The organism is Neisseria zalophi (genome assembly GCF_008807015.1).
Lineage (GTDB): Bacteria > Pseudomonadota > Gammaproteobacteria > Burkholderiales > Neisseriaceae > Neisseria > Neisseria zalophi.
Genome location: NZ_CP031700.1, coordinates 596,402 through 612,031 on the forward strand (window position 1 = coordinate 596,402; position 15,630 = coordinate 612,031).

General features: G+C 45.5%; 10 protein-coding genes and 1 tRNA gene. 6 read left to right on the forward strand and 5 right to left on the reverse strand.

Annotated elements, in window-relative coordinates:
- Nucleotides 1–51 precede the first annotated feature (51 nt).
- A complete protein-coding gene (locus D0T92_RS02685) occupies nt 52–1,059 on the forward strand; it encodes an IS5 family transposase (protein ID WP_151049983.1) in 1,008 nt (335 codons plus the stop codon).
- Between the two features lie 238 nt (nt 1,060–1,297).
- Here the strand turns inward: D0T92_RS02685 and D0T92_RS02690 are convergent, their stop codons facing one another.
- From D0T92_RS02690 to D0T92_RS02710, 5 genes are all read right to left on the reverse strand, one after another.
- Entirely contained in the window at nt 1,298–1,765 is a 468-nt protein-coding gene (locus tag D0T92_RS02690) for a low molecular weight protein-tyrosine-phosphatase (protein ID WP_151049985.1), read from the reverse strand.
- 2 nt (nt 1,766–1,767) lie between these two features.
- On the reverse strand, nt 1,768–2,862 hold the full coding sequence (locus D0T92_RS02695) for a conjugal transfer protein (protein ID WP_151049987.1): 1,095 nt from the start codon (nt 2,860–2,862) through the stop codon (nt 1,768–1,770).
- 314 nt (nt 2,863–3,176) lie between these two features.
- Complete coding sequence (locus D0T92_RS02700) at nt 3,177–4,121, reverse strand: AEC family transporter (protein WP_151049989.1); 945 nt, start codon at nt 4,119–4,121, stop codon at nt 3,177–3,179.
- Nucleotides 4,122–4,139: 18 nt separating this feature from the next.
- Nucleotides 4,140–5,744, reverse strand: coding sequence for a benzoylformate decarboxylase (gene mdlC, locus D0T92_RS02705; protein ID WP_151049991.1), 1,605 nt, complete (start codon nt 5,742–5,744; stop codon nt 4,140–4,142).
- A 477-nt stretch (nt 5,745–6,221) separates the two neighbouring features.
- Complete coding sequence (locus tag D0T92_RS02710) at nt 6,222–7,349, reverse strand: PilT/PilU family type 4a pilus ATPase (RefSeq protein ID WP_151049993.1); 1,128 nt, start codon at nt 7,347–7,349, stop codon at nt 6,222–6,224.
- A gap of 248 nt (nt 7,350–7,597) precedes the next feature.
- On the opposite strand from D0T92_RS02710, the gene D0T92_RS02715 reads away from it, so the two are divergent.
- From D0T92_RS02715 to D0T92_RS02735, 5 genes are all read left to right on the forward strand, one after another.
- Nucleotides 7,598–8,302: a 5'-methylthioadenosine/adenosylhomocysteine nucleosidase gene (locus tag D0T92_RS02715; protein WP_151049995.1), complete on the forward strand. Its 705-nt coding sequence runs from the start codon at nt 7,598–7,600 to the stop codon at nt 8,300–8,302.
- Nucleotides 8,303–8,443: 141 nt separating this feature from the next.
- On the forward strand, nt 8,444–12,037 hold the full coding sequence (gene putA, locus D0T92_RS02720; protein ID WP_151049997.1) for a bifunctional proline dehydrogenase/L-glutamate gamma-semialdehyde dehydrogenase PutA: 3,594 nt from the start codon (nt 8,444–8,446) through the stop codon (nt 12,035–12,037).
- Nucleotides 12,038–12,313: 276 nt separating this feature from the next.
- A tRNA-Phe gene (locus D0T92_RS02725) sits at nt 12,314–12,389 on the forward strand.
- A 271-nt stretch (nt 12,390–12,660) separates the two neighbouring features.
- Nucleotides 12,661–14,340, forward strand: coding sequence for a type IV-A pilus assembly ATPase PilB (gene pilB, locus D0T92_RS02730; protein WP_151049999.1), 1,680 nt, complete (start codon nt 12,661–12,663; stop codon nt 14,338–14,340).
- A 42-nt stretch (nt 14,341–14,382) separates the two neighbouring features.
- Entirely contained in the window at nt 14,383–15,630 is a 1,248-nt protein-coding gene (locus D0T92_RS02735) for a type II secretion system F family protein (RefSeq protein WP_318527727.1), read from the forward strand.

Sequence of the window (15,630 nt, forward strand, 5' to 3'; positions counted from 1 at the left end):
AACCCTAAAAATCCCTTAAATTTTTCACCAAAGATATTTAAGGGATTTCTCATGAGTACGTTCTTTCAGCAAACCGCCCAAGCCATGATTGCCAAACACATTGACCGCTTTCCTTTATTAAAGCTCGAACAGGTGATTGATTGGCAGCCGGTAGAACAGTATCTGAACCGTCAGAAAACCCGTTATATCAGAGACCACCGCGGCCGCCCCGCCTATCCCTTATTGGCTATGTTTAAAGCCGTTTTACTCGGCCAATGGCACAGTCTTTCCGACCCCGAACTCGAGCACAGTCTTATTACCCGTATTGATTTCAACCTGTTTTGTCATTTTGACGAGATGAATATTCCCGATCACAGTACCCTTTGCCGTTACCGCAACTGGCTGGCACAAGACAATACCTTGGCCGAACTGTTGGATTTGATTAACCGCCAACTGACTGAGAAAGGCTTAAAGGTAGAGAAGGCACAGGCTGCCGTTATTGATGCGACGATTATTCAGACGGCCGGCAGTAAACAACGTCAGTCCATAGAGGTTGATAGCGAAGGAGAGATAACCGGTCAAACCACACCGAGCAAAGATAAAGATGCCCGTTGGGTGAAGAAGAACGGTCATCATCAATTAGGCTATAAGCAGCACACCCGTACCGATGCGGAAGGTTACATTGAGAAGCTGCATATTACAGCGGGCAATGCCCATGAGTGCAAACATCTGTTGCCTTTATTGGCAGGCATTGCCAAAGAGACAACGGTCTATGCGGATAAAGGTTATGACAGTGCGGAAAACAGAAAGTATCTGGAAGAATATAAACTGAAAGACGGCATTATGAGTAAATCCCATCGCAACCGTCCGCTGACGGAAGCGCAAACCCGCCGCAACAAATATTTATCGAAAACCCGTTATGTAGTGGAACAGAGTTTCGGTACGCTGCACCGTAAATTCCGCTATGCCCGGGCAGCCTACTTCGGGCTGGAGAAAGTAGCGGCGCAAAGTCATCTGAAAGCGATATGTTTGAACCTGTTGAAGGCGGCCAACAGGCTACGTGCGCCTATTGCTGCCTAAAAGGCAGCCGGATGCCTATTAATTAGGCATCTGAGGAGTAATAAAGGGGATATTGCGGTCAAAAACAGCCGAAATCCTGTGTTTGGAGTTCGGCTGTCGGGTGAAGGACTATTTCGCAAAGGTCTCAGGCCGTCTGAAAACTGTTTTTCAGACGGCCTCTTACTATTACCCAATACATTTCAGACGGCCTATAAGAGATATTTCTGATAATAGGCTCTAAATTTGAAATCTACTCTATTTAATCAACAGATGTTAGTTGTTCCAATAAGGCTTGACTGCCGGCTGAAACCAAGCGAAAAGTTTCATCGAAATCACCCGTATGCCAAGGGTCGGGTACATAGGTGTAGCCAATTTCAGGTATCAGGTCGGTAAGTTTAAAGATTTTATTAGGCTGCTTGCCAAATAAGCGCTCTAGCTCGGCCAGATTGTTGTTATCCATGGCAATTATGTAATCATATTTATCGTCGTCTCCCGGCTGAACTTGGCTACTGGTGAAGCCGGATGGGTCGATACCCTGTTGCTTAAGTTTTTTTAAAGTACCTTGATGCATATTTTCACCATTGTGCCAACCGGATGTTCCGGCACTGGAAGTGATGAATATGTCAGATAAACCCGATTGTGATACTTGATGGCGAAATACATATTCTGCCATCGGCGATCGGCAGATATTGCCGAGACAAACAAATAGAATTTTGTGCTTTTTCATGGTTATTGCTCTGAGAATAGAGGATTGTGACCTGGTCGGCGTAGTGATTCTGCATAATCTGGCATTTCAGCGTCTTCCGGTAAGATGTCGTGTAACAGTCGGATATTTTCTACTTGGCATTCCACCATTAAATCTAAAAAGTTTTGCTGTATGGTTTCAATGCGGTCGGTTGGTGATAAAGGCCAAGTGAATACTTGCCCGGCCAGCTCAAATGCACTTTCTGCCGCATTAAAACCAAATTCTAGTTTTCCGCTTTGCCGTGCCGCCATCACTACACCGACACGCGGGCTTTGCAAGCGTATTGCACGGATAGCATTTGCCGCAAATACATCCATGGCCATTCGTTGGCGCATATGGCTGCCTTCGGTTAGAGCATTTAGTGGTGTTGTGGGGGCCAGCGGATTGGTGAATAGGGTAAGCTTTGGGCGAGAAAGGCTTTTATGCCAAACCTGCATCAGGGGTAGGGCGGCTTCGCGTAGATTGTTGGAAAGAGCTGCTTGAATATCCTTGCTACCATAGCCTAAGGCAAAAACAACATGAACGGATTGACCAGAAGGTATTTCTAAATCGGATTGTGGTAGTTCGGCGGCAAATGTTTCGGCCGCTTCTTTATTTTGTTTGGCTGCAAACCATTTTCCCGCTTTAATGGCCGCTAAGTCTGCAGAATGTATTAATTTGGGTAGCCATGTGGCCTGAAGTAGCGGGCGTAAATTAGGATAGTCGGCTAAGCAGGCACAAAGTTCTACGGATGGTGTGTCAAGTGGGATGGTAAGTGGTTGATTGGAGCCAGCTACTAAAACTACGGGTAGGGCAAACCATTGGATTTCTTCATCAGTTTTAGCTTTTAGGGTGTCATCCAAGTTTTCTAATAAAGCGATATAACTATTTGTGTCAGAAGCCATACTCATGGCAACAGATAGGCCGAGATAATGGTTTTGTTGGAGCATGGTATAGATTTCTGCTTTTAGTGATTCGGACGCTAATTTCTTTTGGGCGGCAGAGGTGCTATTGGCTATTTGGTTAGCGTAAACCAGCAAACTGTTTTTTACGGGATCGCTGGGGTAGGGGCGGGTGTCGGGTAGGATAAAGGGCGGCATAATTTTTACTTTCAATTTTGGTTTTATGATGTTTAACTTTAAATGTCGATATTGTTTAGAAAAAGGATGTGGGGGCAAATCGGGGAAAATCTATACTCATTTATTGGCGTTGTCGAAAGTTTTATAGATTATCGAACATTGATGGTTATGGATACCGGCTAAAGAAAATATTTTATACGATTGATTTTGATACTGAAGAAAGATATAGGTTTGGATTGTTGGGCTGTTCCTACTTAATAAAATACCGTTAATTCGAGAAGTAAACTCTTGAATTAACGGTATTTGATTGTAATGCTAACTATTTTGTATCAGTCTTAAGGTACCAACCAACCGATAAAGAAGGATAAGGTCAGAATACCGGCTACTGATGACACCAGTAGTGTTGCACCGGAAACCGCCGGGCGTACATTGACTGTTGCTCCGAAGACCAATCCGAAGAACGCTGATGGAATGGCCATTAGGATAACGGCACGAACAGTGGTTTCGTGATCAATGCCCATTGCCAATGCGATACCGAAGGTTAGGAAGGGTTGGATTACATTACCCAGAACGGTACTCCAAGTGACATTGCTATCAATCTTGATAGATTGGGCAGAGAGTAACAATCCAGTCAGGAACAGACCAACACCCCCGGTAGCCATTGTAATCGGTCCGAATGCAGTACCGACAATTGCCGGCATTGGAATGCCGAGAATCGCCCATATCAAACCGAGTACAGGTAAGAAGAATACCGGTGTCTTCACTGCACCTGCGAGCCCTTTCAGAAACTCTTGTCCGACAGATACTTGAGTGCCGGGTGATGAAGTTCCCATTCTTAATTGAGCCAAGGCAATCGGTGTAACGAAGATAGAACCTGCGGCGATGGCAATAGCAACCAATAAAGCAGCTTGGTCACCATATAACGGCAGCATCAGCGGGATACCAATTGATGCATAGTTGGGGAAAGCAATGGTTAACGATTGTACGACACCATCAGACAGATTAAGTCCGAAATACTTACGCTGCATCCACAGTGAACCCATATACAGAATAAGCATGGAGATACCAATCACAATAATCAGTGCCAGATTCGGCATGATTACTTCTCTCGGTGTCCGTGAAATCGCAATAAACATGGTTAACGGTACCATGAACGTCATCAACATAACGTTGATAGTTTTTACGTTCTTGTTATCAACCATTCCCCGTTTTCCGGCAACATAACCGATTAACAAACCAACGTAAATCGGCAATAGTGCGCTAACGATGATATTAAACATTGTATTGCGCCTCCGTTTTTAGTAGATGTCGCCTTTGTTGGGATCTACGACCACATCAATGAGGTGGGTATGCGGATCGTTTAATGCTTTTGTCAGCGCATTATCTAAGTCTGCAGTATTATCCACACGAGAGGTATTGCAGCCATAACCTTCAGCAATTTTAACCATATCGATAGACGGCAGATCCATGCCGGGTGTGTTGGTTGCACCCAAGAATTTTGAGAAAGATTTCAATGCACCATATCCGCCATTATTGAGAACAATGACAGTCAGAGGTAGTTTATGTTGCGCAGCAGTCCACAATGCTTGGATAGAATATTGCATAGAACCATCACCAATCAATGCTACTACTTTGCGTTTGTCTTGTGCTAAAGCAACACCGACAGAGGCGGGTAAGCCGTAACCCAAACCACCGCTAGACATAGTATAGAAACCACCTTGCTGTGTGATTGGCAAGTTTTTCTGCATGGCCGGACGGTGAGAAGGTGTTTCTTCTACCAAAACGGCATCCTTGGGCATCAGTGCAGATAGACGAGATAAAACATAAGCTGCCGAAGGCATACCGTCTTCTTTTTCCGGAGTGCTTCGTGCTACTTTTAAAGGTTCTGCAACGTCGGCAGCCGGTTTTTCAGGTAGGAATGAAACTAAGCGGTCAAGTGATTCATTTAATTCACCCACTAAGCTCAGTTCGGCTCTGGCTCTTGCTGCAGCATTTGGATCAGAAGTCAGGTGCAGAATCCGTGTATCCGGGCTGGTCAATACGTCGGCTTTGCCGTCTACGTGGAAGGTAAATACCGGTGCACCGGCTACCAATACAACGTCGTGACGTTCAAGCATTTTAGATAAGCCGGCAGGAATGGCAGGCAGGAAACCGCCAAATTGAGGATGGTTTTCCGGGAATGCAGCAGCAGCTGCAACAGGTGCAGTGTAGACAGTAGCACCGGTGCGTTCAGCCAAACGAACAGCATTATCAAAAGCATTGAAAGTATCGATTTCCGTACCAAATACTAAAGCGGGGCGTTTTGCACTGGCTAAGGCTTTGGCAATATCCTTCAGGCCTTCTTCACGGGCGGGGCCGAAACCGATGGATTTTCCTACCGGATAAGGTTCGCATGGTTGATCCCAGTCATCATTCGGAACGGAAATATATGTGGGGCCGTATGGAGGTTGCATAGCCACTTCAAAACAGCGAACTAATGCAGCCGGTACGTCTTGTGCGTTAGCAGGTTGAACAGCCCATTTCACATAAGGTTTGGGGAAGAGTGTAGGATCGTCGGCTGCCAAATAGGCATCGGACGAAAGCAGAGAGCGCGATTGTTGTCCGGCTAAAATGACAACAGGTGCTTGGTTTTTATAGCTAGTAAAGAGATTGCCCAAACTATTGCCTAATCCTGCTGCAGTATGAAGGTTAACTAGTGTGGGGCGCCCTGTAACACGGGCTTCGCCATCAGCCATGCTGACTGCTGATGCTTCGTGCAAACCTAGAACATATTCAAAATCTTCCGGCCAGTTTCCTAAAAAGGCAAGTTCGGTAGAGCCGGGATTACCGTAAACTCGATGAACACCAAGATCACGTAAAACCTGAATAACAACATCACGAACGGTTAATTGATTAGACGACATGATTTTTCCTTTTCTGTTTGTTGTTGGATAAATAATATTATTGTTCATAAAGCATCAATATTTATAAGTTATCCATTATTTCAGGCATGGTAATTGCACACCATGTCAGCAAGCAATATTTTATCTTGCTGATAAAATTATAAGACTTGTGATAAAAATGACGCAATGCTTATAAAGGAAACAGTTTATGTCTTGTGAGTTGATGTAGTTGAGTTTTATTAAGTTTAAAGTGTGATTTGTTAGATATTATTATTTATATGTTAAACAATGCATGATTAACTAAATAAATTTAAAAAAATGATATGGATAAATAAAATTTTCTGCATATTTTTTGATTGGAGTCATATTCATAGGTTATTTTGTAAAGTTTATGTTTTTTCAGACGGCCTATTGTAATTTGCCGCAATATACTGAAATTAACGAATTTTAGTATATTGCGGCAAACTGGGTTTTAGAATGTGTATTTTGATTTAATAATTAAATCAATTCCAAGTCCGGTCCTGCGTTTTGTGCACGACGACTGCGTAGTTGAATATCTAAGCGCAGATCATGGGCGGAATCGGCATTTTTAATGGCATCTTGGAAGCTGATATGACCTTGTTCGTACAATTCGTATAATGCTTGGTCGAAAGTCTGCATACCCATGCTTTGCGATTTTTTCATGATTTCTTTAATCGAATGCACATCACCTTCATGAATCAACTCGGCGATTAAGGGCGAATTCAGCAATACTTCTACCGCAGCCACACGTCCCTTGCCGCCCTCGCGCGGAATCAGGCGTTGCGATACAAATGCCTGAAGGTTGAGCGATAAATCGGTTAATAGTTGGGTACGTCGTTCTTCCGGGAAGAAGTTGATAATACGGTCGAGTGCCTGGTTGGTACTGTTGGCGTGAAGCGTGGCCATACAGAGGTGGCCTGTTTCTGCAAAAGCAATGGCGTAGTCCATGGTTTCACGGTCGCGAATCTCACCGATAAGAATCACATCGGGTGCTTGGCGCAGCGTATTTTTCAGTGCGGCAAACCAGTTTTCGGTGTCTACGCCGACTTCACGCTGGGTAATGATGCAGCTTTTGTGATTGTGAACAAACTCAATCGGGTCTTCAATGGTAATAATATGATCTTGGCTGTTTTCATTGCGATAGTCGATCATCGAAGCCAAAGAAGTCGATTTACCCGAACCTGTACCACCTACAAAAATCACCAAACCACGTTTTTTCATGGCGATTTGTTGCAAAATGGGCGGCAGATTAAGGCTTTCGAATTTGGGGATGTTGCTGGTGATGGTACGGAATACCAATGCGGTCGCGCCGCGCTGCACCATGGCATTGACGCGGAAACGGCTGGTGTCAGGTAAACTAATGGCAAAGTTGCATTCATTGGTATTGGTAAACTCTTCCATTTGTTTGGGCGACATAATGGAAAATGCAATTTCCATACAGCGTTCTGGTGTTAGCGGTGTTTCATTGATGCGTGTGATTTTGCCGTCCAGTTTCATGGCCGGTGGAAAATTAGCGGTAATAAAGAGATCCGAGCCTTTATATTTCGTTAATGTTCTGAGCAAAGAATAAATCTCTTCTTTTGCAGGTAACGGATTTTCATTCATTTTTTTGTCCCTTACTGATTTTTGTCAAACAAGTGATTATATCAAAATTTAAGTTTTATATTGAAATATGATAACGGATATGGCGCTGTAATGGCATTACTTTATTTGGTGGGTAGTAGCGTTGTGCCATTTTATCCAAGTGTTGGATAGTACATGGGTGGGAAAGTGCTTAAGTATAGTGTGCAGCAGTAGTTTATCTGTCGCGCGATACGTATAATAAGCACATTTATATCAAATGGGAAAATGTGATGTCGAAACAACAATTATATCAAACCGTAGCCGTCATCGGCGCAATGGAGCCTGAAATCGAACTGTTGAAAAACAGTATGGAAAATGTGCAGACGGAAACCTTCGGCCAATTTGCCGTACATTGCGGTATGTTAAACGGTAAACAGGTGGTGTTGGCTTTAAGCGGTATCGGTAAGGCTAATGCGGCAGCGGTTACCGCCTTGGTGGTGAGCCGTTTTGCGCCGGATTGTGTGATTAATACGGGTAGTGCCGGCGGTGTCGGGCAAGGGCTGAAAACCGGTGATGTGGTGATTGGTACGCAGGTTGCCCATCATGATGTCGATGTTACGGCGTTCGGTTATAAGATAGGGCAGGTTCCGCAGCTTCCCGCCGTATTTGAAAGCGATATTAATTTGGTAGAACGTGCGGAAAAAGCGGCGGCGGCTTTTGAGGGTGCGGCCGTGTATCGCGGTTTGATTGTGAGTGGCGACCAGTTTGTTCATAGCCGTGACAAAGTCGCTACTATACGGTCGAATTTCGATGGTGTGTTGGCGTTAGAAATGGAAGCAGCAGCGATTGCGCAAACGTGTTTTCAGTTGAATGTGCCGTTTGTGGTGGTTCGTGCGGTGTCGGATGGAGCGGATGAAGAAGCGGAAACCAGTTTTGAAACATTCCTGCAAACCGCTTCGGTTAATTCCGCACGCATGGTAATGGCGATTTTATAAGTTTGAGGCCGTCTGAAAAGATTTCAGACGGCCTTTATTGAAACAGTCTGATGGTTGGATGATGACTGTATGGATATGTGATTAGATGTGTCGATGGCGGAAATACTGCCACTAAAAATCATTTTGTTTTGGAGAGGTTTCATGTTTCATTTTGCCCATTCCCAATCTGAATTACGCCGTGCCGTTACGGCAGCTTATCGCCGCGATGAGCAAGAAGCCGTTGCCGATTTATTAGAGCGTGCGGCAATGAGTGCGTCTGAAAAAGAAGCGGCGGCCGTGTTGGCGCGGCGCTTGGTGGCGCAGGTGCGTGCCGGACGCAGCAAGGCCAGCGGTGTGGATGCCTTGATGCATGAGTTTGCCTTGTCAAGCGAAGAAGGTGTGGCATTAATGTGTTTGGCCGAAGCTTTATTGCGGATTCCCGATAATGCGACGCGTAATAAACTGATTCGGGATAAATTATCCGGTGGCAATTGGAAGAGTCATTTGAACAATAGTCCGTCGTTGTTTGTGAATGCGGCTGCATGGGGGTTGTTGGTAACCGGTAAATTAACGTCTGCTAACAATGAGCAGAATTTGGGTATGGCGTTGACTCGGATTATCGGCAAAGGCGGCGAGCCGGTGATTCGCAAAGGCGTGGACTATGCGATGCGGCTGTTGGGCAAGCAGTTTGTTACCGGGCAAACCATTGAAGAGGCATTGCAAAATGGTAAAGAGCGCGAAAAAGCAGGTTATCGTTTTTCTTTCGATATGCTTGGCGAAGCGGCCATGACGCAGGCTGATGCCGATCGTTATTATCAGGATTATGTACAGGCGATTCATGCCATCGGTAAGGATTCGGCAGGGGCCGGTGTTTATGAAGGCAACGGCATTTCAGTAAAACTATCGGCGATTCATCCACGCTATTCACGTGCCCAGCGCGACCGTGTTATGAATGAATTATTGCCACGCTTGAAGGCGTTATTTTTATTGGCAAAACAATACAATATCGGGCTGAACATTGATGCGGAAGAAGCCAATCGTTTGGAATTGTCGCTGGATTTGATGGAAGCTTTAGTATCCGATCCCGAATTGGCGGGTTTTAACGGTATTGGTTTTGTAGTGCAGGCTTATCAGAAACGTTGCCCGTTTGTGATTGATTATTTAGTTGATTTGGCACGGCGCAACGGCCAGAAGCTGATGATACGTTTGGTTAAAGGGGCGTATTGGGACAGTGAAATCAAATGGGCGCAGGTGGACGGCTTGGACGGCTATCCCGTTTATACCCGCAAAGTGCATACCGATGTTTCTTATCTGGCTTGCGCACGCAAATTATTGTCTGCACAAGATGCCGTTTTCCCACAATTCGCTACCCATAATGCCTATACATTATCGGCCGTTTACCAAATGGGCGAGGGCAAGGATTATGAGTTCCAATGCTTACACGGCATGGGCGAAACCTTATATGACCAAGTGGTCGGGGCAAAAAACTTAGGCCGCCGCGTGCGTATTTATGCGCCGGTCGGTACACATGAAACGCTGTTGGCTTATTTAGTACGTCGTTTATTGGAAAACGGAGCAAACTCGTCGTTTGTGAACCAGATTGTGGATGAAAAAGTCAGTATCGACGATTTAATCAAATGTCCGCTGGATGCGGCTGCGCAAACACAAGGCAAAATGCATGCGGCTTTACCATTGCCGCGCCATCTGTATGGTTCGGGCCGTCTGAATTCATACGGTTTGGATTTGAGCAATGAATCGGTATTACAAAAGCTCGAAGAAGAAATGAACGCTGCAGCCCAACAAAACTTTCAGACGGCCTCTATCACTGCTGCCACGATTCAAAGTGATGAGCCGCATCCGGTTTTGAGTCCTGCTAATCATAATGATGTGGTGGGAACGGTGGCTTTTATTCAGACGGCCTCTATTGCCGATGTGGTTGCGGCAGCCAAGCAGGCCGAACAGGCATGGGCGGCTAAACAACCGTCTGAAAGGGCGGAATGCTTGCGCCGTTTTGCAGATTTGTTGGAAGAGCATATGCCGCAGTTGATGATGTTGGCGGTACGCGAAGCCGGCAAAACCTTGAATAACGCTATTGCCGAAGTGCGCGAAGCGGTGGATTTTTGCCGTTATTATGCCGATGAAGCCGAAACGACATGCGCAGCCAGAGCGCCGGTCGGCACGGTTGTGACGATTAGCCCGTGGAATTTTCCGTTGGCTATTTTCGTCGGTGAAGTTACAGCAGCGTTGGCGGTCGGCAATACCGTGATTGCCAAGCCTGCCGAACAGACCAGTTTAATCGCCCATTATGCAGTACGCCTGTTGCATGAGTCCGGTGTGCCGGAAAATGTTTTGCAGTTGGTATTGGGTGCAGGGGAGGCAGGTGCCGCTTTAACGCAAGATACGCGGATTAACGGCGTGGTATTTACCGGTTCTACCGAAGTGGCCAAACTGATTAATCAGACTCTAAGCAAACGTACCGATTCCCCTGTGTTGATTGCCGAAACGGGCGGTATGAATGCCATGATTGTCGACAGTACCGCTCTAGCCGAGCAGGTGTGTGTCGATGTATTGAATTCCGCATTTGATAGTGCCGGACAACGGTGTTCAGCCTTGCGCATTTTGTGCGTACAGGAAGAAGTGGCCGACCATATGATTCAGATGACTAAAGGGGCGATGAGTGAGTTGGTGGTGGATGATCCGAGCAGATTGGCGACCGATGTCGGCCCGGTGATTGATGAAGAAGCTCGGCAGAATCTATTGGCGCATATTAATAAAATGAAAGGTATTGCCAAGTCTTATCATGAAATCAGACCGTCTGAAACGAGTAAGAAAGGTACTTTCGTTGCGCCCGTTTTGTTTGAACTCAATGATTTAAATGAGTTACAACGCGAAGTATTCGGCCCCGTGTTGCATGTTGTCCGTTATCAGGCGCATGAGTTGGACGGATTGATTCAACAAATCAACAGCAAAGGCTACGCGCTGACACACGGTATTCATAGCCGTATCGACGATACCATCCGCTATATTTCCAGCCGTATCGAAGCAGGTAATATTTATGTGAACCGTAATATTGTCGGAGCCGTTGTCGGGGTGCAACCTTTCGGCGGACATGGCTTGTCGGGTACAGGTCCTAAAGCCGGTGGGGCGTTTTATCTTCAAAAACTCAGTCAGGGCGCATGGCAGATACCTGAATTAAGCAAACAGGGGCAGGCCGACGAAAGCAAGTTGACGGTATTGGAAAAACTGATGCGGCAAATGGGGTTTAATCATGAAACGCAAGTACGCTTGGGCGGTCTGATGGGGCAGGCGCGCATACATACCTTGCGCGGCGCCGAAACGTTATTGCCAGGCCCGACCGGTGAGCGAAATACCGTCGTTTGGCGCGCACCGGAAAAAGTACGCTTATACGGCGGCAGCTTAGAGCAGGCTTTTGCCGCCCTTATTCAAATTGCTGCCGCAGGCTCTTCTACCATTGTGGTGCCGGAACATCCGTTGGCGATTTGGCAGGAACATTCAGACGGCCTGATTGAAGTCAGCAACCGTAAAATACCTGAAAGCACTGCTTATTGGATTGCATTGGAAACGCCCGGGGTCGAACTGAAGCAACAGGCTGCGTTACAGGATGGTGCGATTATTAAAATTATTCATGCGGCTGAGCATTTGGATGTTTTGCAAATTTTTGAAGAAATCAGCATCAGCGTCAATACTACTGCGGCAGGCGGTAATGCCAGTTTGATGGCAATGGCGGATAGTTGATCGACATCATATTAAGGAGACTATCAGGCCGTTTGAAATGTTTTCATATGGTCTGATAATATTTAATTAGTTCAAAAGCAGTATGGTTTGGGTTTAATGTTTGGATTTAAATTTTCGATCGTAATAATATTGGTTCTGCAGGTTGATGTATTGCCGGGAGCGCGTGATGTTTATTACCTGAAAAAATAGTCTGTTAGCAAATGAAAACGTGTTTTCTGATAAAAAAGCTTGCATAGGCAAGCCGATTCTGATTTAATACGACTCTCTTTTGAGCAAGGCCAGATAGCTCAGTCGGTAGAGCAACGGATTGAAAATCCGTGTGTCGGCGGTTCGATCCCGCCTCTGGCCACCATTAACCGCTAAGCAGCGGTTATTTTTTTATCTGTTGTTTTTCAGTCGAATAAAATATCTAAACATTATATTTACATATAGGCCGGGGTAGGTTTGCCCGGCCTGTTCGCTTATAATGACATGGTTTTTACAAGAGTATTATCTTTTGTTTATAAATATATAACATTACGGGATTATTGCTGATTAAACGGTTAGTGCCGTTTTAGAGGCAAAATAAATAATAAAAGACTCAACAACCGCATAGTGCGGATTGTCACGCAGGAGTTACAAAAATGAGTGTCGGTATATTAAGAGTATTGGTGCAAAGTAAGTTAATCGACAGTAGCCAGGTCGAACATTATCAAAATGTATTAAAGTCTAATAAATCGATCCTTCCTTTGCTGTTTGAAGAAAATGTGATCACCCCAAAAGCCTTAGGCGAGTTGCTTGCCAAGGTGTTCAGTTATCCTCTTTTGGATTTGAGCCATTATCCACGTACTAATATCTTGTCGGATGTGCTTACTGAAGAGCAGATGTTGCAAAACCGCTGTATTCCTATTTTTCAGCGGGGGCGGAAGGTTTATTTTGCTGTTTCCGATCCTACTCAAATTCAAAATTTCCAAAAAATCGGGTTTACATCCGGTGTTTCCGTTGACTTGGTGATTGTACGGGAAGACCAGTTAAATACTTTACTCGAATGGTTGGGACAGCGCTCCACTTCCATCTTGAATGAAATGAGTAAAGAGCATGAAGCCGCAGCGGCCGCACAAGCTTTATTTATTGATAATGAAGAGGCGGAAGACGGCCCGATTCCGCGTTTTATTCATAAAACCTTATCGGATGCATTGAATGCGGGTGCTTCCGATATCCACTTCGAATTCTATGAGCAAATGGCACGCGTACGTTTCCGTGTCGACGGGCAATTGCGCGAAGTGGTTCAACCACCCGTAGCTGTACGCGGACAGTTGGCATCGCGTATCAAAGTAATGGCACGCTTGGATATTTCCGAAAAACGGGTGCCGCAAGATGGACGTATTCAAATTGCATTCCATAAACACGGACGTCCGATTGATTTCCGTGTCAGCACATTGCCGACTTTGTTCGGTGAAAAAGTAGTGATGCGTATTTTGAACTCTGATGCCGGCTCGTTGAATATCGACCAACTCGGATTCGAGCCGTTCCAAAAAGAAATGCTGCTGGAGGCGATTCACCGCCCTTACGGCATGGTATTGGTAACTGGCCCGACGGGTTCGGGTAAAACGGTATCGCTTTATACTTGTTTGAATATTCTGAATACAGAAAGCGTGAATATTTCCACAGCAGAAGATCCGGCCGAGATTAATTTGCCCGGTATCAATCAGGTAAACGTAAATGATAAGCAGGGCTTGACCTTTGCTGCCGCTTTGAAATCCTTTCTCCGTCAGGATCCCGATATCATCATGGTGGGTGAGATTCGTGACTTGGAAACTGCCGATATTGCTATTAAAGCAGCGCAAACCGGCCATATGGTGTTTTCAACACTGCATACCAATAATGCCCCGGCAACTTTATCGCGTATGTTGAATATGGGGGTGGCGCCATTTAATATTGCAAGCTCAGTCAGTTTGATTATGGCGCAGCGGCTGTTGCGTCGGCTGTGTCCGAATTGTAAAGCCCCGATGGAACGTCCGCCTGAGTATGCTTTGAAAAAAGCTGGGTTTACCGATGAAGACTTAGCTAAAGATTGGACTATGTACCGTGCCGTTGGTTGCGATAGCTGCCGCGGTAAGGGTTATAAAGGCCGTGCCGGTATTTATGAAGTCATGCCGATAAGTGAAGAAATGCAGCGCGTTATTATGGAAAACGGCACAGAAGTAGATATTATGAATATGGCCTATAAAGAAGGTATGGTCGATTTGCGCCGTGCCGGTTTGCTGAAGGTGATGCAGGGGATTACTTCTTTGGAAGAAGTTCTGGCACATACTAACGATTAATCAAAATGAATTTGTATCAAACCATATTTTTAAGGGGTAAACATGAGTAAGACCACAATGGGGCGGCGCTCTGCCAAACCGACCAAAAAAGATAAGGGTGTCCGTTTTTCTTTCGAAGGCCGCAATATCGAAACCGAGCAAATGGTGCGTGGTGAAGTGGTAGCGAAAAACGAAGAAGAAGCGCGCAAGAAGATTCAACGTCGTGGCATTAAACCGTTGCGTGTCAGCAAAGTGAAAGCTGTGCGTAAAAAAAGGATTACACAAGAAGATATCACAGTATTTACCCGTCAATTGGCAACCATGATGAAAGCCGGCCTGCCGTTAATGCAGGCGTTTGAAATTGTGGCCAAAGGGCATTCAAATCCATCTGTGACTCAAATGCTGATGGAAATTCGGGCTGATGTGGAGCAGGGTAGTGCTTTGGGTAAGGCTTTTAGCAAACATCCAAAATATTTCGACCGCTTTTATTGCAATCTGATTGCCGCCGGTGAGGCGGGCGGTGTATTGGAAACCTTATTAGATAAGTTGGCAGTATATAAAGAAAAAACCCAAGCGATTAAGAAAAAAGTAAAAAGTGCACTGACCTATCCGATTGCTATTGTGGTGGTTGCCATTGTATTGGTGTTTATTATGATGGTATTCGTGCTACCGGCATTCGGCCAGGTTTACAGCAGTATGGGGGCGGAGTTGCCGGGTCTGACACAGATTGTGATGAGCATATCGGACTTCTTTGTTGAGTATGCTTGGGTGATTGTGGTCGGCACCGTAGCGATATGTTATGCAGCATTTCAATGGTATAAAAAATCACCGACACTACAAAAACGTGTTGATGCCGTATTGTTGCGATTGCCTATTTTCGGGCCGATTGTAAAAAAAGCCACTATTGCACGTTGGGCAAGAACGACTTCCACGCTGTTTGCTGCCGGTGTGCCTTTGGTTGAGGTATTGGATTCGGTATCCGGTGCGGCAGGCAATATTCTTTATGAAGAAGCCACGCAGGATATCCGTGCGAAGGTAACGCAGGGTTTGTCACTTACATCCAGTATGCAGGGAACTGATATGTTCCCCAATATGGTGCTGCAAATGGCATCTATCGGGGAAGAGTCTGGCTCTCTAGATGATATGTTAAATAAAGCCGCCGAATTTTATGAAGATGAAGTGGATAATTCTGTTGCACAGTTATCTTCATTGATGGAGCCGATTATTATGGTGGTGCTCGGTTCGATTATCGGGGTGATTTTGGTTGCCATGTATCTGCCGCTGTTTAACTTGGGTAACGTGGTGGGCTGA

What these genes read in the sequence shown, in the direction of transcription:
- D0T92_RS02685 (WP_151049983.1), top strand. Translation starts at nt 52, where the DNA reads ATGAGTACGTTCTTTCAGCAAACCGCCCAAGCCATGATTGCCAAACAC.
- D0T92_RS02690 (WP_151049985.1), bottom strand. Translation starts at nt 1,765, where the DNA reads ATGAAAAAGCACAAAATTCTATTTGTTTGTCTCGGCAATATCTGCCGA.
- D0T92_RS02695 (WP_151049987.1), bottom strand. Translation starts at nt 2,862, where the DNA reads ATGCCGCCCTTTATCCTACCCGACACCCGCCCCTACCCCAGCGATCCC.
- D0T92_RS02700 (WP_151049989.1), bottom strand. Translation starts at nt 4,121, where the DNA reads ATGTTTAATATCATCGTTAGCGCACTATTGCCGATTTACGTTGGTTTG.
- mdlC (WP_151049991.1), bottom strand. Translation starts at nt 5,744, where the DNA reads ATGTCGTCTAATCAATTAACCGTTCGTGATGTTGTTATTCAGGTTTTA.
- D0T92_RS02710 (WP_151049993.1), bottom strand. Translation starts at nt 7,349, where the DNA reads ATGAATGAAAATCCGTTACCTGCAAAAGAAGAGATTTATTCTTTGCTC.
- D0T92_RS02715 (WP_151049995.1), top strand. Translation starts at nt 7,598, where the DNA reads ATGTCGAAACAACAATTATATCAAACCGTAGCCGTCATCGGCGCAATG.
- putA (WP_151049997.1), top strand. Translation starts at nt 8,444, where the DNA reads ATGTTTCATTTTGCCCATTCCCAATCTGAATTACGCCGTGCCGTTACG.
- pilB (WP_151049999.1), top strand. Translation starts at nt 12,661, where the DNA reads ATGAGTGTCGGTATATTAAGAGTATTGGTGCAAAGTAAGTTAATCGAC.
- D0T92_RS02735 (WP_318527727.1), top strand. Translation starts at nt 14,383, where the DNA reads ATGAGTAAGACCACAATGGGGCGGCGCTCTGCCAAACCGACCAAAAAA.